The organism is Brucepastera parasyntrophica (assembly GCF_022376835.1).
Taxonomy (GTDB): Bacteria; Spirochaetota; Spirochaetia; order Treponematales; family Treponemataceae; genus Brucepastera; species Brucepastera parasyntrophica.
Map to the genome: position 1 here is coordinate 2,244,630 of NZ_CP084606.1, position 20,050 is coordinate 2,264,679.

A 20,050-nucleotide genomic window follows, 5' to 3' on the forward strand; every position below is an offset into this window, starting at 1 on the left:
CCTGAAGCGGTTTTCCGGCGGATTATAGTCAAATAATTTAAATTATTTCACTCTAACGATCCCTTTGATTTATTTTCGGTATCTTATATGCAAAATTAAGCGGTGAATGTAAAAAAACAGGTATTTGGCCCTCGAAGAAATCCCAAACAGACACTTCCACTTGCAAAAATATGCTAAGCGGGGTATTTTATATGGTAGATAAAATATAGGTATGTTTTTACCGATTTAATCTTTTCTCTTCAATTCATTTTTATAAGGACGGGAATATGTCTGAGAAAAATCTTGTAATGATCGACGGAAACACGGCTGCTGGTCATGTGGCTCACGCACTCAGTGAGGTAATCGCTATTTATCCGATTACGCCATCCAGTCCCATGGGTGAAGTTGCCGATGAATATTCGGCCAAGGGCAAAAAGAACATCTGGGGTACGGTTCCCGATGTTGTGGAACTGCAGTCTGAAGGCGGCGCTGCGGGCGCTGTTCACGGCGCGCTTACCACCGGCGCTCTTTCTACCACGTTTACCGCTTCACAGGGTTTGCTTCTCATGATCCCGAATATGTATAAGATTGCCGGCGAGCTGACCAGTACGGTATTCCATGTAGCTGCCCGCGCGGTCGCAACCAGCGCCCTGTCAATTTTCGGCGACCACCAGGACGTTATGGCCTGCCGCCAGACAGGCTGGGCAATGACCTCATCAAACAGCGTCCAGGAAGTTATGGACATGGCTGTTATTTCCCATGCCGCCACGCTCCGCTCACGCGTTCCCTTCCTCCATTTCTTCGATGGGTTCCGTACCTCCCATGAAGTCCAGAAAATCGAAGAAGTGTCCTATGAAGTAATGCAGAAAATGATAGACAGCGAGCTGGTCCGCGCCCACCGTGCGCGGGGCCTGACTCCTGAAAACCCTTCAATCAGGGGAACCGCCCAGAATCCTGACGTCTATTTCCAGAGCAGGGAAGCGGTAAATAAATACTATGACGATACTCCCGCCATTGTTCAGGAAGAAATGGATAAATTTGCCAAGCTGACCGGACGCCAGTATCATCTGTTTGATTATTTCGGCGCACCCGACGCGGAAAAAGTTATTATCATCATGGGTTCAGGCGCGGAAACCGCCGAAGAAACGGTTGAATATCTGGTAAGCAAGGGTGAAAAAGTCGGCGTGCTCAAAGTCCGGCTGTACCGCCCCTTCAGCGCCGAGGCCTTTGTAAAAGCGCTTCCCGCGTCCGTCAAGGCTATCGCTGTGCTTGACCGGACAAAAGAACCCGGCGCCCTCGGCGAGCCCCTTTATGAGGATGTCAGGACCGCAATCGGTGAAATGCAGGCCGCAGGCAAGGTCCCCTTCAAGGATTACCCGGTTGTACTCGGCGGCCGTTACGGTCTCGGTTCAAAGGAATTTACGCCGGCCATGGTTAAGGCCGTCCTTGACAATCTTTCAGGCGATAAACGCAATCATTTTACGGTTGGTATTGAGGATGACATACTCGGACTCAGCCTGTCATATGATAAAAACTTCCATCTGATTGAGGAAGGCATGACTGACGCCATGTTCTACGGACTTGGCGCGGACGGTACGGTCGGCGCGAACAAGAACTCGATAAAAATTATCGGTGAAGCGACAGACCTCAACGCCCAGGCCTATTTTGTATATGACTCAAAGAAATCGGGATCAATCACCACGTCCCATCTGCGGTTCGGGAAAAAGGCCATCCGCAAGCCCTATCTTATCAGTCAGGCTGATTTTATCGCCTGCCATAAGTTTACCTTCCTCGAAACCTATGACCTGCTCGCAAACGCGAAAAAAGGCGCAACCTTCCTTCTGACCAGCCCGTACGGTAAGGATGAAGTATGGGAACACCTCCCCGTTGAAGTGCAGAAGCATATTATCGACAAGGAACTGAAATTCTATGTTATCGACGCTTTCTCAATTGCTGAAAAAGCCGGCATGGGCGGACGCATAAATGTTGTCATGCAGACCGCCTTTTTCAAGATTTCAGGAATCCTTCCCGAAGATACGGCAGTCGAACTGATCAAGAAGTTCATTGAAAAATCCTACGGAAAGAAAGGGGCCGATATTGTCCAGAAAAATATCGACACAATCGATATGGCCCTGGCCGGCGTTGAAAAGGTCGACTATCCGAAAACGGTTTCCGGCAGTATTCACATGAAGCCCGCGATGGCTACTTCTTCCGACCCCTTCATAAAGAATGTTCTGGGTGTTATGGCCATTGATGAGGGAAACAAGGTTAAGGTAAGCGAAATTCCCGCGGACGGGACCTTCCCGACGGCGACAACCCAGTATGAAAAACGGGCCATTGCCGAAAAAGTACCGGAATGGAACCCCGATATGTGTATCCAGTGCGGCCAGTGTACTATGGTTTGTCCCCACGCGGTTCTCCGCATGAAACCCGTGAGCGAGGCCGACGCGGCGAAAGCCCCGGCGTCATTCAAGGCCGTGGACCTCAAACCAAAACCGGAAGCCGGGAAGAAAATATCCCTGCAGATTTCGGTTGAAGACTGTACCGGCTGCGGTCTGTGCATACAGAGCTGCCCGGTTAAACCTTCAGAGGACGGAAAAAAGGCAATTAACTTTACCCCGCTGACTCCGGAATACCGCGCCCAGGAATCCGCAAACTGGGAATTCTTTATTTCCCTTCCCGATGCCGATCCCGCTACCCTGAATCTCGGTACGCCCAAAGGCCTTTCAATGAAGCGGCCGCTCTTTGAATTCTCGGGTGCCTGCGCGGGCTGCGGAGAAACACCCTATATCAAACTCCTGTCCCAGCTCTATGGCGACCGGGCGGTTATCGCGAACGCGACCGGATGTTCTTCGATTTACGGGGGAAACCTTCCTTCAACTCCCTACGCAAAAAATGCCGCCGGCAAAGGTCCGGTATGGTCAAATTCCCTCTTTGAAGACGCCGCGGAATTCGGCTTCGGAATGCGCCTCACAAGCGATAAGCTTGCGGTCTATGCCCGCGAAGTTGCGGAAACAGTAAAAGGCAAGGGAATCGCCGCCGGCGTTGTCGATAAGATCCTGGCAAATACAATGGAAGATGACGCTTCAATTGAAGCCCAGCGCGGTTATATCACCGAACTTAAAAGGGAACTCTCCGGATCATCCGAAGAGGCTGCCAAAGAACTGGACTCGCTGACTGATTACCTGATTAAACGTTCTGTCTGGGTTATCGGAGGAGACGGCTGGGCATACGATATCGGTTTCGGCGGACTTGACCATGTTCTCGCCTCCGGCAAGAACATTAATGTTCTTGTTCTCGATACTGAAGTGTATTCCAATACCGGCGGACAGATGTCAAAAGCAACACCAATCGGCGCTGTAGCCAAATTCGCGGCTTCCGGCAAGTCTACCAGCAAAAAAGACCTGGGAATGATAGCTATGAGCTACGGTTATGTCTATGTTGCCCGCATTGCGCTCGGCGCGAATATGAATCAGGTCATCAAGGCCTTCCGCGAGGCGGAATCCTATGACGGTCCTTCAATCATTATTGCCTACAGCCACTGCATCAACCACGGTATCAACATGGAAAAAGGCATGACCAATCAGAAGGAAGCGGTTACCTGCGGACTCTGGCCCCTGTACCGCTATGATCCGCGGCTTGTTGAACAGGGGAAAAATCCCTTCCAGCTCGACAGCAAGGAACCGGATTATAACCTGGCTGACTTTATGTACAAGGAAGTCCGCTTTAAGACACTCAAAACTGCCGATCCCGAACGCGCGCAGATGCTGCTGGATAAGGCCGTCGTCAAGGCAAAACGCCAGTGGAAGGAATATGAATATCTCTCAAAGCGTGATTTTTAATCCCTTCTGACCGTACATAACGGTTCCGGATACTGAAAAAGCTGCTCTGTGGAATACACGGGGCAGCTTTTTTTGAAAGGATCACTAAATGGATTCAAAAAAACTTGCAGGGAAACTGGAAAAAATACTTCAGGGAAAAATAACCGGCATTGAGTTTCTCAAATCAGGCCTTGCGGGCGAGGCCGCTTCAATAACTGTTGAGGATAATCCGGTCCGGTATATTTATAAAAGCTACGGCCCCGGCAGTAATATGGCCGCGCATCTGCGGCATGAATGGGAGGGCTTGAGCTTTCTGCACCGGGCCGGTTTTCCGGTACCCGAACCGGTTTCGGGCAGTTTTGGAGATGAGTATCCCTATATTCTTATGGAAAGGATCGAGGGTCAACTTTTCATAGACGCGTATCAGAACAGTGACAGAGAAAACCGTTCCCGGTTAATGGAATCCTTCGCTGATATTTTTTCCGCCTTCATCAATTGAATCCTGATACGGCAGATGCGGAAAGTATTTCAACGGATATGTTTATCCGGAATGAAATAGCCGAAATTGCCCGCAGGGAAAACAGTGAAACACTCAGTCTGGGCCCTGTGCTTGAGTGGCTCGGGGAAAATAAAAAAAGGTCCTTCCCGGCAGATGTTCCATTCTTCACCGGGATTACCATCCCTGGAATGTGATTGTTGACCGGCAGGGAAAATTATTCGTTATAGACTGGATATGGGGTATCGGAGACCTCCGTTTCGATGTGGCCTGGACCTGTTCTTTAATGGCCCGGAGCGGCGAACGTGATTTTGCCGCGGATTTTTTCAGGGCCTATGCCGCGGAATATCCTCCGGCCGGAGATAATTTCGATTACTTTAAAATTCTTGCCGCGTCCCGCTGGATTGCCAATGTGACCGCTTCCATGGATGAAAAGAAAAAAAACGGAGCACGGTCTGAAGAAAAGGAACTGTTTTTCCGTTCAGCGATCGAAACGGAAGCTGCGGAAATAGAAAAACGTACCGGCCTGAAAATCCTGTCATAATGTTAATTTATCAAAACTAGATGTTGACGTTCCCGACGGTATGCTGGTATACTTTCTTTACGTCTTTTGGGGGTGTAGCTCAGTTGGCTAGAGCGTTTGAATGGCATTCAAAAGGTCAGGGGTTCAATTCCCCTCATCTCCACGAGTTTTGTGACTCACTCATAACCCATGCTATAGAGAAGAACCTTGGATATTATGGATGATTTAGGCCTTGATCCGGAACTTGCCGCTCTTCTTGATAATACCACAGAGTTTGTTCCGCAAAAGAAAATTAATAAAGAAGCGCTGTTTTCCTCTGCGTCTGATTTGAAGGGTAATGACGAAAATGATTCCGGTGTTAACCTGAACATTACGTCTTACACTAAAATAGAAAAATTTCTCGAAGACAATCCCGATCCTGTTTTTGATGATCCTGATTTTTATAAAAAAGTCCTTCACGGCGAAAGCACCGGCGCTCACCGGCTGCATGGCCTTCTGTCAAAATACCTTGGGACCAAAGATCCTAAAGACAAGAGCATTTTCCGCCTTCAGCTGGTTTCCGCATATTGGGAATTTGCGTCAGGGCTGGCAATCAAAGTCGGAAGTCCCAAAGCGGATCATTTGAAAAAAATGTCGCTCCGCTACGGACTTGTTACGCCGTCTCTTTTAACCGCGGAACAGAAAAACCTTTTCGCCCGGCTGATTGAAACGAATCAGACCAATGAGGCGGTATATTATATTGACGAGTGGGTTGCCGAAATCGGGCGCGGGAAAATAAATCCGTCAAGTACCGATGAGGCAAAAGCCAGTCGGAAGGACGATTCCGCGCGTTTCCAGCAGCTGCTGGGAAAGGCCCAGGGCAGGCTCCAGAGCGCCGAAAATCTGCTCCGGGCGAAATCGGGCGAACGGACCAGGGCCGAGAATGACATAAAAAACAAATTTGACAGTATCTTTACCCATGAATCGGTTGCCGGCCTTGCCAGTGATATTCTCATGCCATATACGGATATGCAAAAACGTATGATGGTTGAAATGGGCGAGTCCCTGAAAAAACTGATGTCGATTGACAAGGAACTGCAAAAGTACCTTGCCGATTATAATGTGTCCGACGGCGATGTCAATTCCCTTCAGGGAAAGGTCGATTCTTCCGGCGGAGGCGTTACAAACGCAAGCGGTATTGCCGCGGAGTTTGATACTATCCGGCAGATGGCAAAAATGACCTGCGGCCGCCAGGGAAACCATTTCCCGATTCTCTCCAGGGAATACTTTCATTCATCGGCGCGCGAGATCGGGAGCCGTGAAAATGTTATTGAAGCATTGCGCTGGATTGAATCCATCGATCCCGGAGCATATTGCCGCCAATATAAATCCCAGATGAACCGTATTCCTCCCTTTGTTATCCTCATTCCGTCATACGGAGACACCGGATTTTGCTGGGAACCCTTTGACCGATATAATAGGATAACCAGCCGGGGCCGGATCGCGGTCCCGATGTACGCAAAGAATCTGACGCTAGCGGTCCTGACCGCTGTCGCAGATCTCCGCTGGCAGGTGGCCAAAGAAAAGGCGTCGTATTACTGGATGGAAGAAGGCCTGACCGGATATTATTATCAGTGGTTCCAGGCCCAGAAACTGAAGGGCGACGTAAAAGAATACTTTATAAATGATTATCTGACCTGGATACTGAAGGAGAGCGAAGGCACCCAGAAGCTTGATAAGGAAGTCCGAGCGGTATTCTGGCGGTATATGCCTTATCCCCCGGAACTGAAAGCAAAACTGAAGACCAGGGCCCTGGTTTACCAGGAACTGTGCCAGCGCGACGCAAACCGGGAAATGTCGGACGGTTACTGATCCGCTTTATTCCACAGCAAGAGTGTTAAACCCGCTGCAATCCATACCTTGCAGAACCAACAACCCCGCCCTGAAGGACGGGGTGTTTTATTTTTCCTCTGTATTATTTTCGAAAATGTCCCTGTTCTCTGTTTTTTCAGCCTTTTTCGGAGCGGAAAAAACGGGTTCCATCTTGTCCTGCAAACTGAATTTTGGAATAACCCACTTGATGAATTTCTGATATGTGATCATTCCGAGAAACACTCCTGCAAGGACGCCAATAGGTACAAAGGTTGTGATTTTCGGGCCAAGCTGGGGAGCCAGCAGCGATAGTATAAAAAGGATCAGAGCAATATAGGCAAAGGTAAATAAAAGATTGACCAGGGTCCCCGCAACAATAAATAATACGGTATTAATCTTTTTATTTTTCATCCGTACCTTCCTTTTCTTCGGGAGCCGTTTCTTTTGCCTTCTTTATCGTAAAAATCAGAGAGGCAAGAAGCAGTATTCCGCATACAACAACACTGGCGTCGGCAACGTTAAAGGTCGGCCAGCGTTCAAGGCCGAAAAGGCCGTAAAATTTAACATCAATAAAATCAACAACCCCTTCCGGTCTGAAAAAACGATCGATAAGATTTCCAAGACCTCCGCCGATAATTCCCGCGATACTCCATCGCTGTAATTTTGTGAGATCATTGCTGCGGAAATAAATCACAAACATGACGGCAATTACGAGAAGGGGCATTAAACCGAAAAGAAAACTGCGGACGGTCGCTGAAAGCCCTCCGCCAATACTGAATGCAATGCCGGGATTGTATACATGAATTATACGGAGAAAGTCCCCGAAAAAAGAAGGGCCCACAGACCATTTCGGAATGGTTACCGTTACGATCCATTTTGTCAGCTGATCAAGCAGGATAATTCCTGCGGTGAGAATAAAAGGCAAAAGCCGCTCTTTAAGTTTCTTTTCCATAAAAAATCCTTTCTGTATATGCCGGAATTCGAAGCCATAGTTTCCGTGATCATTTACTGTGTCACAAACCGGTCGGAACGTCAATAAACAGCGTATCGATACCCGTTTCCTGCCCGAGGCGCTCCGCAACCAGTCCTGGCCCTACCGTTTCCGTCTGATAATGCCCGCCGGCAATTACATTAATTCTGTTTTCAAGGGCTGTATGATATATTTCATGACTTATTTCGCCGGTAATAAACAGATCAAGTCCTTCCTCAATGGCCTGGACGACATCTTCTCCGGCTCCTCCCGAAATTATTCCGGCCGTTCGGACTGTTTCAGGGCCGAACGGCAGAACATGCAGGGGTTTTTGTCCGTTTACAAACAGGCGCGACGTAATTTCCCCGAGTTTTGCCGGGCCGGGAAGCGTTCCCCTGAAACCTATAAGCATGCCGTGGTATTCGCCGAAAAGCTCTATATTTTCCAGCCCCAGCCGGCGGACCAGTCCGCTGTTATTCCCGCATTCGGGATGGGCGTCCAGGGGCAGGTGACTGGCATAAAGCGCCATATCAGCGTCAAGCAGTTTTTTTATCCGTTTATAATGGGAACCGGTAATACAAAGCGGATCCCGCCAGAACAGGCCGTGATGCACAAAAAGCATGCCTGCCCCGGCCTGTTCAGCCCTTTCCATTGTTTCGAAACAGGCATCGACAGCAAAGGCCACCCTGTTTATATCTTTCCCGCTGTTATCAACCTGCAGGCCGTTTTTTGAAGGATCCGCCGCGGCAAAGTGTCCGGGGTTTAAAAGATTGTTAAACCATTTTTCCAGCTCAGCTGATGTCATACCTGGTCTCTCCTCATTGTTATCCATGATATAATTCTTCTTCCTGTCAGGAGTGCGCTTTTCCGGTCCGTATCCCGTCCGCTTCCGGCGAAAAAGGCTGCCAGAACATCATCGCACCGTATTTCCCCGTATCCGAACAGGCTTTCTTTTTCCGCCGTCAATATCATAACAGGATATCCGGCCGCGGCAACAGGCATCATACCTGTTTCGCCGGTGATATGCACACTGCCTCCGGGGACTTCAGGCAATTCTTTTTCGTTTTCGGCACCCATAAGGCAGACCGACCCGGTAAAAATTCCCGGATCATCATATATGTGCTGCATAAGGGGAATACAGGCGCTTCCCTCCGCTATGGCAAAAAGCGGAACGGTTTCGCCGTAATTTTTTTTTGCAAACTGGATCATACGGCGGATAGCGGCATATTGCGCATTAAATATTTCTTCATCATTTGTAAAAGGCAGCTTGTTGAAAAAAATACGTCCGGTAAGCGCGGCAAAACGGCGTATGTCCGCCAGCGAGAGAACAACGCTCCGGTAATCCTGCAATCCGCTGAAATCAGCGGACAGAACCGTAAACCCCTTTTCAGCCAGGGCAAGCGACATGGTGCTGCGCCCCTCAGCGGAAGAAGCTGTATCGCTGAAAAAAATAATAACTCCCTGCGGACCTTCTTCCGGAATTCTGTCCGAATCCGCGGTACCGGCTTCCGGGAGCTCTTCGTTTCCATCTTCGTCTCTTTCCCACAGCACATAACGTCCGGTAACGCCGGGTCCGGCCCTTTCGCTGATAACGGAACGCCGGACCGGCGCGGAAGGCATGTACCCGGCTTCGGGCGCAAAATAAAACACGCAGAAAACGGCGCATGCAAAAAACGGCAGCACAAAACCCGTGCGGATCTGTGCGCCCAGGGAATACCAGTCCGTTGGAAGCTTTCTGAAAAACCTGATCAGCCTGGGAAACCCCGAAAGCAGCATAAAAAGCGAAAAAAGGAATACCGGCAAAAAGGATAAGGTCATCCCTGATCCCGCCGCAATCAGCAGATAAATAATAAACGAAAAGAGAGGAAGAACGGGAATAGCATTAACCGCCTGTAAATGACGTGAAAATGGCCGGAATAAAACCGGTATAAACAGCAGGAGTCCCAATATTTCACCAATAAAAAGATCAGACATAGTGCCTCACTCAGCATTTTAGGTTATAATTACGCAGGATTCAAAAATTCCCGCGGAAGAAAGCTGGCTGCCTGTTTTCCCGGAATTCCATAACTCCAAACTCAGTAATCCAGACCCGGGAGCTAAAACATGAAAATAATTGAAGAACTGATACCGGAGCAGATAGCCTTTTCAATACCGGAAGAAACTGTCCGGCATCTTCGTCTCAACGGGGCCAAGGAACCCATTATCGGCCAGGACAGGGCTATTGACGCGCTCGAGCTTGGCCTGGGGATTAACGCCAGCGGATATAACATCTTTATTTCCGGGGCTTCCGGTACCGGAAGGCGGACCGTTCTTACAACCTTACTTGCTGACTATAAAGCAAATTGGGACGAGCTACAAGATATCGCCTATGCTTATAATTTTTCCCGCCCGCTGGAACCCAAGGCCCTGTTTTTTCCTGCCGGCTGCGGAGCCGATTTTAAGAAAAAGCTGCATACGGCAATAGACTCAATCAGAAGGCAGACAAGGCAGACATTTAAATCCGAAGCCTTCCTGGCCGAAAAAAAGAAAATAGCGGCGGCAATTGATACTGAAGAAAACCAGATTCTGGCTGATTTCGAGCGTCGGATGATAGCGGAAGGTTTCAAGCTGGTCCAGATACGGGATGATAAATCCCGCTCCATGGATTTGGTCCCGGTCTTTAAAAGAAAGCCGGTCAGTTTTGATGAACTGCAAATAAAAGCGGCGCAGGGAAAATTTTCCGATGAAAAGCTTACCCAGCTCCGGGAAACCTATTACCGGTGCATGGACCAGATGGCTGAACTTTTCAGCATGCTCCGGGAAAAACGCCGCTCTGTTGACAAGGAAATCCGGGGACTGAAAACAAAATCAGCCTCCCCGATTATTGAAAACGAACTGGCCTTCCTCAAAAGTTTTTACAGCAAGGAACCGGGAAACAGGGCCGTTCTCACATATCTCGCAGAAATAAAAGACGACCTGCTTTCCCGCCTCCATATATACGCGGAACCTTTCCGGTCGGCCGCGCAAAAAAGGACTTTTTTTGAAAGATATGAAGTTAACCTTTTCAGCGAACACACCCCGGAGAAAAATTATATTATTCAGGAAGAAGTCCCGACTTTCGCAAACCTCTTCGGCAGCATTGAAGTCACCGACGGGAGCAGAACTGCGGCGGTAAACGGCCACCTCCGTCTCAGAGCCGGCGCGGTACACCGGGCGTTCGGCGGCTTTCTGGTGCTGAGGCTCCAGGATCTGCTTATGGAAGACGGTGCCTGGCCCTATCTCAAACGGGTACTTCAGTCGGGAAAAATCGAAATACAGACTCCTCCTTCCGGGAACCAGACCCCCAGCCTGCTGAAACCGGAGGCTCTCCCCGCAAAACTCAAGGTAATTATCATTGGGGAGGGAACGCATATGATTTTCTGTACCAGGAAGATCCCGATTTCTCGAAACTGTTTAAAGTCAGCGCGGAATTTGACTCCGAAATGCCTGTTACGGATGAAAATACGTCACAGCTGATCGCTTTTATTGAAAATTTCAGCAAAAAACAGCCGACCCTCCCCATTGACGACTCCGGATTGAGCCGGATTCTCACCCAGGCGGTATATATTTCGGAAAACCGCACAATGTATACGACCCGTTTTACACTGATCTCCGACATAATCAGTGAAGCCGACTATCAGGCAAGAAAGCAGAATGCCTCCGCCATAACGGCGGATATTGTCTCTCAGGCAATTGAACACAGACGGTATCTGCAAAAACTTCCCGAAGAAAAATGCGCCCAGATGATTCAGCAAAGGGAAACTGTCCTGGATGTAACCGGAAAAAAGACAGGAAAGGTCAACGGACTCGCGATACAGGACCGCGGCTATTACATGTTCGGTATTCCTGTTTCGGTCACGGCACAGGCTTCCCCAGGAACTGACGGGATTATCAATATTGAAAGGGAATCCGGGCTTTCCGGCGAAATTTATGATAAGGCCATTCTGATTATTCAGGGTCTGCTCCAGAGAAAATATGCGCGGGGAATCCCGCTCGCGCTTCACGCCAGTATCTGTTTCGAACAGTCCTATTCCTTTGTAGACGGCGACTCCGCTTCCTGCGCCGAGTTCTTTGCCCTGCTTTCGGCCATAGCGGAAATCCCGCTCCGGCAGGATATTGCCGTTACCGGGAGTCTGAACCAGATCGGGGACGTCCAGCCCGTAGGCGGAATCCCGGAAAAAATCAGCGGCTTTTTTGATACCTGTACCATTCTCGGGCTGACAGGGACCCAGGGAGTCATTATTCCCCGCCGGAATTTAAATAACATTCTGCTTCCCGAACGGGTCCAGAAGGCCATAGAGGAGGGGATTTTCCATATATGGGCCATCGATACCTTTGAAGAAGGCCTCCATATTCTTTCAGAAATGGAGCCGGAGGAACTGGCGGAGAAAATATCCGGAAATTTGACTGAGTATGTAAAACTTATGAAAAATCTTTATAAATAGCAAATTTTAAGCTTGGAAATTTGCCTGAACTGGATTATATTAGTTAACATGGAACATAATAACCTTTCCCCGGCAGAGGCTGAAAAAATAAAAAAAGCGGCACAGATTGGTGTGCCTCTTTCAATTACTACGTATACCTTCCCCCGCGAGATAGAAGTTTATATAGATGAGGTGCTTTCCTGCTTTCTGGAAGAATTAAACCAGGAGGATTTAAAGGATTATCTCATATACTGCATTAACGAACTGGGGACAAACGCGAAAAAAGCCAACACCAAGCGGGTCTATTTTATGGAAAGCGGACTCGACATCAATAATCCGAAGGATTATGAGCTTGGTATGATGAGTTTTAAAAAAGATACGCTTGATAATATCGACCATTACCTGAAACTGCAAAAGGAAAAGGGCCTGTATATCAAGATTATTCTTCTGGCAAAAAATGACAATATAACCGTTGAAATACGGAATAATTCCGAAATGACCAGAACGGAATATATGAGGGTTTCGGATAAAATTGCCCGTTCAAAAGAATTTTCTTCCCTTGAAGACGCCCTTGTCTCCATGATGGATGATACCGAAGGCGCCGGACTCGGCCTGGTTATAATGATTCTCATGCTGAAAAAAGCCGGGCTTGACGGTGACAGCTTTGAAGTTTTGACCGAAAAGGGAGAGACAGTCACCAGAATTACCGTTCCGGTTGATTTCAAAACAAGAGAACTTATTACAGTTCTTTCGAACGATGTTCTCAAATATATTGATAATCTGCCCCAGTTTCCCGAGAATATCGCGGAAATACAGAAACTCCTTAATGATCCGGAGTCGACAATAAATTCGATCGCCGCCCGCATCAGCAATGATGTTGCCCTTTCGGCCGACCTTTTAAAACTGGTCAATTCGGCGGCTTTTTCCCTGACAAAAAAATGCACGAATATTGCCGACGCGGTCAAGCTGGTCGGTCTCAGGGGAATAAGGAACCTTCTCTATTCAGTCGGAACCATGAACCTTCTCGGAAATTCCACCGACGAGCAGAAAAAGCTGTGGGAACATTCCTACCAGACCGCCTATTTTGCCTATAATCTGGCGCGTTCCCGGCTGCGGAAAAGAAATGTTACCGAAGACGCCTATGTCTGCGGGCTTATGCATGATTTGGGAAAAATTGTTTTCAGCCTTATACATCCCGATGTGCAGGAAAAAATTGAAAACCTGAAAAAGGAACGGAATATGCCTGACAAGGCTTTTCAGTCGCTCGTTTCGGGCATATATCATCCCGAGATCGGGGCGGTTCTTGCCGAACGCTGGAATTTTTCCGAGTCCCTGGTAAATTCAATACGCTATCATCATGCGCCGGAAAAGGCCCCGCCGGAATTTGCCGAACTTACCGCCACGGTCGCTCTCGCAAACCTGCTGACGCATTACGAGGAAGGCGCAATCGATTATTATCAGATTGACCAGAATCTTATGGATGTATTTTCCATTGATTCCGAAACCGAACTGGATAATCTCTGCCAGATGCTTCAGGAAGGGTTTTCAGCGGAACAGGCTGTATAGGATATCCACCTTTCCATAAGTATTCCGAAGGCTACTCCCACATTAAGGGACGCTTTTATGCCTGTCATGGGGATTGAAACGCGTCCGTATTCAGCGCGTTCCAGTCCTTCCGGGCTTACGCCCAGTTCTTCAGATCCTATTATCACTATTCCTTTTTCCGGAAATTTGAATTCACTGAGAGAGGTTCCTCCCGTTTCCAGAGCAAAAACTGGTATATCCCGGGGCAGAGCTCCGAGTGAAAGCCGTTCCCAGGGAAGATATCCGACGCTTCCCATTGCGGAACGCATTGCTCTGGGATGATCGGGAGAAACACAGAGGGGCGACAGGAACAGTTTTTCGGCGCCGAAAGCTTCGGCTGTCCTGAATATTGACCCAAGATTAAACGGTGAACGTATATCTTCCGCATATACCTGAATCCCGGAAAAACAGGGGCGTATTGTTCCGGCGGCGTTTTCCGTTCTGCCGGATACCGGACCGGATTTTTCCCGTTCCGGGTGGATCAGATCCCATTCCGCTGGAAAGGTGCCGATTGCAGCCAGAAGGGCGTGGCGGGCTGTGTTGCACAGCTTCAGAAGCCGGTCCCCGCCGCTCATCTCCGCCATACCGGCCCGTCCGGAGCCGGAAAGCAGAAGCGTTTCCAGGCTGGCGGCCGCCGCGGGATCAATTTTCGGGTCCTCAATAACAAGGGCGGCTATTCCCTGTATATATTCCGGCGGATATGGTGAATCCGCCTGCGGATTTTCCGTATCCCGCGCCTCCGCCAGTTCTTTCTCAATAGCCGCCAACAGAAGGGCAAGTTTGCGTCTTCTTTGTCCGGGAGACAGTTCTGTAAATTTGCGGAGCGGAAACACCTAATAGGCCTGCTTGATGAGATCAAAGAGATCGTCGGTGGACATTGCCCGGGGAATATAGTTCATAATATCAAGGGCGATGGCATCTTCCACAATGGATGCGAGGTGGTCTATCGACAGTCCGAGGTCCTTGAGTCTGGTCGGGAGTCCGCTCAGCGCCAGTCTGCGGCGGATATCTTCAACAGCGGCCTGGGCCATATCGCTTGCCGCAAGTCCCGAATCAGGAATCCCCAGCATTTTCGCGATATTGGCGATTTTATCGACCTTTGCGCGCATCGCGTCTTCCAGCATATAGGGCAGGAGGACCGAACTGACCAGGGCCATTGAAATTTTGTTTCTGGCATTACAGGCAAGGGCAACCGCGGTAATAAGTCCCGGGGAGCTTACTCCCACGCCTATGGAGGCCATAAAACCGCCCTGGGCTGTCAGTATCTCCGCCGGTGTTCCCACCAGCTTGCTCTGGTCCGGATCAAGGGTGAGCAAAAGCAGTTCGATTGCCTTTGTTAAGATAGTTTCAGAAAAAAAGTTTGATTTTGTCGAAATATATCCCTCAATTGCCAGTGATAATCCGTGAAAGAGTATGGACATGGCGGTATGGGGAGACATATGCATGTATGTATTGGGATCAATAATGACGGCTTTGCTGGAGGCCGGGTGAATTTTTATGAGCCGGACCTGCCTGTTTCTTGCATCGATGACGGGGGTTTGGTCCATGAACATAAAGGGGTCCCTGAAGGTTGTCGGAATCGCTATAAAGGGCAGGGGGACACCTGTTACCTGGGTTCCGGCCAGAAATTCATAGACCGTACTGCTTTTTTCGGTATATAAAGCGGCCACCGCGCGGCCGAGCGAGGTAGTATTTATTCCGCCCAGGGCAATAACGCCGTGAATATGGGCCCCTCTGGCCAGGGAAAGCGCGTTTTCCAGGGTTTCGGTAGTGGGGGTGGCAGGAATATCATCATATGTAAAAACCGAAAGATTTTTTTCCTCAAGCGAGGTTATGGCTTTTTCAGGCAGCCCGAATTCTTTCAAAAGAGGATCCGCAATCAGCATAAAATTACTGCCCCATTCAGCAGCGACCTGTCCGAGACGGGTCAGGGTGTAGGGGCCAAGGATAATATTCGGAGATATTTTGAAGATAAAATCAGCCATAGAAACTCCTTTTTATTCGAGGCGAGGGTATTTTATACCAGCGGTTCCTTTTTCGTCAAAAAAAAAGGCGGAGACCCGTAAGTTCCGCCTGTTTCCTTCTAAATTCAAGCCATGGATAGATTTCCTGAAAATCAGATCCCGTATACATCCATAAGCCTGTCGGCAACAATGTCTATAACAGCCTTGTTAATATAAGCCGGATCCTTCATTTTTTCCATAACTTCGGCCACACGATCGGTACGGACGTCCGGAGAGGCTCCGGCCGCTTCCATCGCAAAGTATACCTCCGAGAGTTCTTTTGCCTCTGCTGATACACTAATTGAGTCTGATAATGGGGCTCCGCTCACCTTCTGAGGTTTTTGAGTATTCTGTACATTTTTCAGAGGATCAATTCCTCCCAAGCGGTCAATCATCATATTACCCTGCCTTCAGTAAATTATCGGCTCTTTTATATCTTTGGTTGAGCATTTTTTTCCTGCAACCAGCACAGAAAATTCACCTAATATCTTTTCCCGTGATGCAAAAAGATCACGGATTTCTCCGGCTGATCCTGCCAGCACTTCTTCATGGATCTTTGTCATTTCCCTCCCGACAACAACCTGCCGGTTAACATCTATTTCGGATAAATCAGTCAAAAGCTTTACTATCCGATAGGGTGATTCATATAAAACAAAGGCATATCCGGTTTCAATCAGTTCCCGGAGCCGCGCACGGCGCCTGCCCTGTTTGGGCGACAAAAATCCCTCAAAAATAACTGTTTTACCTGTTTCTCCGGCGACACTGAGCAGCGCCGCGAAGGCCGATACTCCCGGAATGGGAACTACCGTATAGCCCGCATTCCGTACGCTCTGGACCAGTACCGCCCCCGGATCGCTCAGTCCAGGGGTCCCGGCATCGCTTGCATAGGCTACGTTCTGCCCGTTTTTCAGGAGGGCAAGTACTTTTTTTGCAGCCTCTTCCTCATTCTGCGCCCCGCAGTATATAAGCGGTTTGCGGATTTCAAAATGTGTTAAAAGCCGAAGCGTATGGCGGGTATCTTCACATGCTATTACATCAACGGCCTTAAACGTTTCCAGCGCCCGGTATGTAATATCACCAAGGTTTCCAATCGGAGTTGCTACTACATACAAAACACTCACAATACTAATGATAACGTACTTTACCGATTGCGGCAAGTAGAAAAATACGGCATTATTTTTATATGGTTTCGGGAACAGGTTTTATCATTTTACTGGTTTTTCTGGGCATTTTGCTCTTTATATTCGCTTTCAGCCTTTTTCTTTCCTTTAGAAAACCTTCCGGCAGGAAAAAACAGGCAAAAAAAGCCGCCCCGCCTCCCGGAAAACAGATTTGCCCTGTCTGCGGTTCCCGGCTGGCGCAGGGCGAGCAGATAAAATCCGCCGTATTTCCCGGCGGATCAGACAGACTCTGCCATATTTTCGGCTGTACGCACTGTTATCCATATAATGAAGAACATCTGGAACGGAACTGTCCGGTTTGCCGGAAAAAGCTGGCCCCGGAGGAGTATGTTTTTGCCAGGCTGTTTGAGCGTCCGGACCGCCGGAACCATGTGCATATTATTGGCTGCGCGTCCTGCCGGCTATCCGGAAAATAGAAAAACATTCCTTATTCACGATTTTTCCCGTTTTTTTAATCTTTTTGGTTAAGACTTTTTTTTCCCATCCGATATTTTGAGTACGTGCAACTACCAGTTAAAAAAGCTGTGGACATGCACTCCGTCTTCTGCGTGGGGACGTCAGGGGATCCGGTAAATTGAAAGATCGGCAGGGATGCCGCTGATGGTACTTAACAGCCCATCGAAAAACGCCAAAGGAGTAGCATTATGATCATCAATCACAACCTAAGCGCTATGTTTGCTCAGCGGACTCTGGGAGATACAAACCTGGCTACTGAGAAAAGCATAGAAAAACTTTCTTCCGGTTATCGGATTAACCGTGCCGGGGATGACGCGTCAGGACTCGCAGTTTCGGAAAAAATGCGCAGTCAGATCCGCGGTCTGAATCAGGCTAATACAAATGCCCAGAACGGCATTTCCTTTATTCAGGCAACCGAGGGTTACCTCCAGGAAACCCAGGACATCCTCCAGCGTATCCGTGAACTGAGCGTTCAGTCTTCAAACGGTATTTATACCGCGGAAGACCGCATGCAGATTCAGGTCGAAGTATCACAGCTTATAGCTGAAGTCGACAGGATCGCGAGTCATGCACAGTTTAACGGCATGAACATGCTTACCGGAAGATTTGCACGGGAAACCGGAGACAATACAATAACAGCTTCCATGTGGTTCCATATCGGCGCCAACATGGATCAGCGAACCCGCGTTTATATCGGCACCATGACAGCAGCAGCACTTGGTGTCCGTAATGTCGGCGATGAAAGCATTATGTCGCTTTCTTCACCTGACAGCGCCAATCGCGCAATCGGAACTCTTGATGAAGCTATCAAGATGGTTAACAAGCAGAGAGCTGATCTCGGCGCTTACCAGAACCGCCTGGAATATACCCAGAAAGGTCTGGCTGTCAGTTCAGAAAACCTGCAGGCAGCAGAATCACGCATCCGTGATGCGGACATGGCCAAGGAAATGGTTGACTTTACAAAGAACCAGATCCTTACCCAGGCCGGAACCGCAATGCTCGCGCAGGCAAATCAGTCAACGCAAAGCGTCCTCGGACTTCTGCAGTAAACCTTCCTCAGCAGGACGGACAGAGGTTAATTTTCAGCACAAAGGCTGGGAATTAACCTTTTTTTTGGTATAACTAAAGGGAATGCGCACATTAACCGAATTACAACAGCAGATCCTTAAGCAGGAATACCCTCATCTCAGCCTTGACAGCGATTCGGATGTTGAGCGGTATTTTGAACTGCGGAAAACAGGGAAACTGCAGGAAGCCCTTTCCCTGTATAATTCCCGGCTGAAACAGAAATATCCGGATGATGCCCAGCGCGCGTTGCTCATGAGGTTTTACCGGTCACGTGACCCCCAGTTTCAGATGCTGTTCAGGGACAGCCTTGTTACGCTGGCGGAACGCCTGATCAGCCGGACGACCTATATCATCACTTTCCTTTCAAAAGATATTGATACTATTGATATGAAGGATGCGTACTCGGTTATCAAATACGCGGAAGGAATAATAGAAAAGATTTCTCCGGACCGCTATGCCGCGATAACTTTTACCGAGAAATACGCCAGATACGCCAAGCTGCTTGATTTCCATGCCGGTGAAATGGAACGGACCGCCGAGCTTATAAGAATGTATGTGACCAATACGCTGGAAAGCGTTACTGAATTCAAAAAAGAAAAAGAAGCCCAGCGGAAAAATCAGCCCAGGAAAACAGCCCAGAGAAAGGAACTCAGCTTTGATCTGTCAAAAATAAATTTTACCCAGGACGATATCCGCAGAATACTTATTCCTTCAACGGTTACAAGGATAGAAGACATTGTAATCGTATACTGCCTGAAGTACTGGAATGAAGTAAATGACGCGACCTTTGAGCGGACAATATTCCTGTACAGCAAAAAATACCATACAAAACATAGTGAGATTTTCCAGGCGATTAAAAAGGGGCGGGACCATAACTGGAAGGATGAGGAAATCCTGAATAGTGTTCTTGCTACTGTTGTAAGCGGCTATTATTACAGTATCAGCGGAGATGCCTACCTGCAGAAAACCTGGGCCTATTATAAACATACCAGGCTTATGAATAAGGAACGGCCCGGTTCCCGGGGAGGGGTGCCTGTTCCCGCGGGCCATGCCGACGGAGTTCAAAAAACGCTGCACCACAAAACCGCGGTAAAAAAAGCGGTAAAATCTGCCGCCGTAAAAAAGGCAAAGAAAGAGCGCTCTCCGGCAATAGAAATTCCCGCGAAACCGCGTTCCGTACCGGCGGCTCCTCAAAAACCGGCCGCTGCGAAAACAGTTCTGCAGCCGAAAACAGGCCCCCAGAATGTTCCGCGCAGGGTAATAAAGACGGACAAGAGCATTAAGCCGGTAACGCCCTTTAAACCCGTAAAAGGCCCGGCAATGTCGGCTTCTCCCGCTGCTCCGGCTTTTGTGCCGAATTCAATTGCTGACATAATAAAAAAGATGACGGGGAAAACCTACACGGTTTACAAGGATATGTTTTTCAGAAAAATCAGGCCTGCTATCAGGATGATTCTTTCTTCTTCAAATGACAGAAAAAACAGCGGATTTTTTGGAAACAGACAGAATGACGCTGAAGAACAGATTTATTCTTTTTTGTTTAAACATTATGAAGACCCGTATCAGAACTGGTCAAACAGTGAGGAATATAAAACTGTCAGGGACCTGGGTTATCATATTCCCGATATTGAACCGGTTATTTCATGCTGGGTAAGAGAAAATCTTACTGACTAGCT

The 20,050-nt window shown here is 48.6% G+C and carries 19 protein-coding genes and 1 tRNA gene; 12 read left to right on the plus strand and 8 right to left on the minus strand.

Annotated features, from left to right (window positions below; translation table 11 throughout):
- The first annotated feature begins 266 nt into the window (after positions 1-266).
- From nifJ to K7I13_RS10720, 6 genes are all read left to right on the plus strand, one after another.
- Positions 267-3,821, plus strand: a complete 3,555-nt coding sequence (gene nifJ / locus K7I13_RS10695) for a pyruvate:ferredoxin (flavodoxin) oxidoreductase (RefSeq protein ID WP_255945484.1) — start codon at positions 267-269, stop codon at positions 3,819-3,821.
- 88 nt (positions 3,822-3,909) lie between these two features.
- Entirely contained in the window at positions 3,910-4,299 is a 390-nt protein-coding gene (locus K7I13_RS10700) for a phosphotransferase family protein (RefSeq protein WP_255945486.1), read from the plus strand.
- Between the two features lie 38 nt (positions 4,300-4,337).
- Complete coding sequence (locus K7I13_RS10705) at positions 4,338-4,493, plus strand: hypothetical protein (RefSeq protein WP_255945488.1); 156 nt, start codon at positions 4,338-4,340, stop codon at positions 4,491-4,493.
- Positions 4,490-4,840, plus strand: coding sequence for an aminoglycoside phosphotransferase family protein (locus K7I13_RS10710; protein WP_255945490.1), 351 nt, complete (start codon positions 4,490-4,492; stop codon positions 4,838-4,840). Before K7I13_RS10705 ends, K7I13_RS10710 begins: the two co-directional genes overlap by 4 nt.
- 68 nt (positions 4,841-4,908) lie before the next feature.
- Positions 4,909-4,982: transfer RNA gene (locus K7I13_RS10715), tRNA-Ala, on the plus strand.
- 53 nt (positions 4,983-5,035) lie between these two features.
- Positions 5,036-6,670 (plus strand): DUF8511 domain-containing protein, encoded by a 1,635-nt coding sequence (locus K7I13_RS10720; RefSeq protein ID WP_255945492.1) that lies wholly within the window; start codon positions 5,036-5,038, stop codon positions 6,668-6,670.
- A gap of 87 nt (positions 6,671-6,757) precedes the next feature.
- Here K7I13_RS10720 and K7I13_RS10725 read toward each other — a convergent pair whose 3' ends face one another.
- The 4 genes from K7I13_RS10725 to K7I13_RS10740 all read right to left on the minus strand — a co-directional run bounded on the left by K7I13_RS10725 (position 6,758) and on the right by K7I13_RS10740 (position 9,614).
- The gene (locus tag K7I13_RS10725) at positions 6,758-7,081 is read right to left on the minus strand and encodes a hypothetical protein (RefSeq protein ID WP_255945494.1); all 324 of its coding nucleotides are present in this window, start codon (positions 7,079-7,081) and stop codon (positions 6,758-6,760) included.
- A complete protein-coding gene (gene lspA / locus K7I13_RS10730; protein WP_255945496.1) occupies positions 7,071-7,622 on the minus strand; it encodes a signal peptidase II in 552 nt (183 codons plus the stop codon). Before lspA ends, K7I13_RS10725 begins: the two co-directional genes overlap by 11 nt.
- Before the next feature lie 61 nt (positions 7,623-7,683).
- Positions 7,684-8,445, minus strand: coding sequence for a Nif3-like dinuclear metal center hexameric protein (locus K7I13_RS10735; protein WP_255945499.1), 762 nt, complete (start codon positions 8,443-8,445; stop codon positions 7,684-7,686).
- On the minus strand, positions 8,442-9,614 hold the full coding sequence (locus K7I13_RS10740; protein WP_255945501.1) for a hypothetical protein: 1,173 nt from the start codon (positions 9,612-9,614) through the stop codon (positions 8,442-8,444). The genes K7I13_RS10735 and K7I13_RS10740 overlap by 4 nt, the downstream gene beginning before the upstream one ends.
- 129 nt (positions 9,615-9,743) lie before the next feature.
- Between K7I13_RS10740 and K7I13_RS10745 the strand changes: the two genes are divergently transcribed.
- Genes K7I13_RS10745 through K7I13_RS10755 form a run of 3 tightly spaced genes read left to right on the plus strand, consistent with a single transcriptional unit; the run spans position 9,744 to position 13,648 of the window.
- Positions 9,744-11,135 carry an AAA family ATPase gene (locus K7I13_RS10745; RefSeq protein ID WP_255945503.1) on the plus strand — a complete coding sequence of 464 codons (1,392 nt, stop codon included), beginning with the start codon at positions 9,744-9,746 and terminating at the stop codon, positions 11,133-11,135.
- Positions 11,102-12,103 carry a Lon-insertion domain-containing protein gene (locus K7I13_RS10750; RefSeq protein ID WP_369413667.1) on the plus strand — a complete coding sequence of 334 codons (1,002 nt, stop codon included), beginning with the start codon at positions 11,102-11,104 and terminating at the stop codon, positions 12,101-12,103. Before K7I13_RS10745 ends, K7I13_RS10750 begins: the two co-directional genes overlap by 34 nt.
- 48 nt (positions 12,104-12,151) lie before the next feature.
- Positions 12,152-13,648, plus strand: coding sequence for an HDOD domain-containing protein (locus tag K7I13_RS10755; RefSeq protein ID WP_255945504.1), 1,497 nt, complete (start codon positions 12,152-12,154; stop codon positions 13,646-13,648).
- On the opposite strand, the gene K7I13_RS10760 is transcribed toward K7I13_RS10755, so the two are convergent.
- From K7I13_RS10760 to rsmI, 4 genes are all read right to left on the minus strand, one after another.
- Positions 13,615-14,499 carry a TrmH family RNA methyltransferase gene (locus K7I13_RS10760; protein ID WP_255945505.1) on the minus strand — a complete coding sequence of 295 codons (885 nt, stop codon included), beginning with the start codon at positions 14,497-14,499 and terminating at the stop codon, positions 13,615-13,617. The genes K7I13_RS10755 and K7I13_RS10760 overlap by 34 nt on opposite strands.
- Positions 14,500-15,651 carry an iron-containing alcohol dehydrogenase gene (locus K7I13_RS10765; protein ID WP_255945506.1) on the minus strand — a complete coding sequence of 384 codons (1,152 nt, stop codon included), beginning with the start codon at positions 15,649-15,651 and terminating at the stop codon, positions 14,500-14,502.
- A gap of 131 nt (positions 15,652-15,782) precedes the next feature.
- Positions 15,783-16,067, minus strand: a complete 285-nt coding sequence (locus K7I13_RS10770; RefSeq protein WP_255945507.1) for a flagellar biosynthesis anti-sigma factor FlgM — start codon at positions 16,065-16,067, stop codon at positions 15,783-15,785.
- Between the two features lie 12 nt (positions 16,068-16,079).
- Entirely contained in the window at positions 16,080-16,790 is a 711-nt protein-coding gene (gene rsmI, locus K7I13_RS10775; protein WP_255945508.1) for a 16S rRNA (cytidine(1402)-2'-O)-methyltransferase, read from the minus strand.
- A 62-nt stretch (positions 16,791-16,852) separates the two neighbouring features.
- Between rsmI and K7I13_RS10780 the strand changes: the two genes are divergently transcribed.
- From K7I13_RS10780 to K7I13_RS10790, 3 genes are all read left to right on the plus strand, one after another.
- On the plus strand, positions 16,853-17,266 hold the full coding sequence (locus K7I13_RS10780; RefSeq protein ID WP_255945509.1) for a hypothetical protein: 414 nt from the start codon (positions 16,853-16,855) through the stop codon (positions 17,264-17,266).
- Between the two features lie 228 nt (positions 17,267-17,494).
- Complete coding sequence (locus K7I13_RS10785) at positions 17,495-18,355, plus strand: flagellin N-terminal helical domain-containing protein (protein ID WP_255945510.1); 861 nt, start codon at positions 17,495-17,497, stop codon at positions 18,353-18,355.
- An 82-nt stretch (positions 18,356-18,437) separates the two neighbouring features.
- Positions 18,438-20,048 (plus strand): hypothetical protein, encoded by a 1,611-nt coding sequence (locus tag K7I13_RS10790; protein ID WP_255945511.1) that lies wholly within the window; start codon positions 18,438-18,440, stop codon positions 20,046-20,048.
- Positions 20,049-20,050 lie beyond the last annotated feature (2 nt).

Coding starts and splice junctions, on each gene's coding strand:
- K7I13_RS10765 (WP_255945506.1), bottom strand. CDS start 15,651: ATGGCTGATTTTATCTTCAAAATATCTCCGAATATTATCCTTGGCCCC.
- K7I13_RS10785 (WP_255945510.1), top strand. CDS start 17,495: ATGATCATCAATCACAACCTAAGCGCTATGTTTGCTCAGCGGACTCTG.
- nifJ (WP_255945484.1), top strand. CDS start 267: ATGTCTGAGAAAAATCTTGTAATGATCGACGGAAACACGGCTGCTGGT.
- K7I13_RS10720 (WP_255945492.1), top strand. CDS start 5,036: ATGGATGATTTAGGCCTTGATCCGGAACTTGCCGCTCTTCTTGATAAT.
- K7I13_RS10700 (WP_255945486.1), top strand. CDS start 3,910: ATGGATTCAAAAAAACTTGCAGGGAAACTGGAAAAAATACTTCAGGGA.
- K7I13_RS10755 (WP_255945504.1), top strand. CDS start 12,152: ATGGAACATAATAACCTTTCCCCGGCAGAGGCTGAAAAAATAAAAAAA.
- lspA (WP_255945496.1), bottom strand. CDS start 7,622: ATGGAAAAGAAACTTAAAGAGCGGCTTTTGCCTTTTATTCTCACCGCA.
- K7I13_RS10725 (WP_255945494.1), bottom strand. CDS start 7,081: ATGAAAAATAAAAAGATTAATACCGTATTATTTATTGTTGCGGGGACC.
- K7I13_RS10705 (WP_255945488.1), top strand. CDS start 4,338: ATGTTTATCCGGAATGAAATAGCCGAAATTGCCCGCAGGGAAAACAGT.
- K7I13_RS10745 (WP_255945503.1), top strand. CDS start 9,744: ATGAAAATAATTGAAGAACTGATACCGGAGCAGATAGCCTTTTCAATA.
- K7I13_RS10790 (WP_255945511.1), top strand. CDS start 18,438: ATGCGCACATTAACCGAATTACAACAGCAGATCCTTAAGCAGGAATAC.
- K7I13_RS10740 (WP_255945501.1), bottom strand. CDS start 9,614: ATGTCTGATCTTTTTATTGGTGAAATATTGGGACTCCTGCTGTTTATA.
- K7I13_RS10780 (WP_255945509.1), top strand. CDS start 16,853: ATGGTTTCGGGAACAGGTTTTATCATTTTACTGGTTTTTCTGGGCATT.
- K7I13_RS10750 (WP_369413667.1), top strand. CDS start 11,102: ATGCCTGTTACGGATGAAAATACGTCACAGCTGATCGCTTTTATTGAA.
- K7I13_RS10770 (WP_255945507.1), bottom strand. CDS start 16,067: ATGATGATTGACCGCTTGGGAGGAATTGATCCTCTGAAAAATGTACAG.
- K7I13_RS10735 (WP_255945499.1), bottom strand. CDS start 8,445: ATGACATCAGCTGAGCTGGAAAAATGGTTTAACAATCTTTTAAACCCC.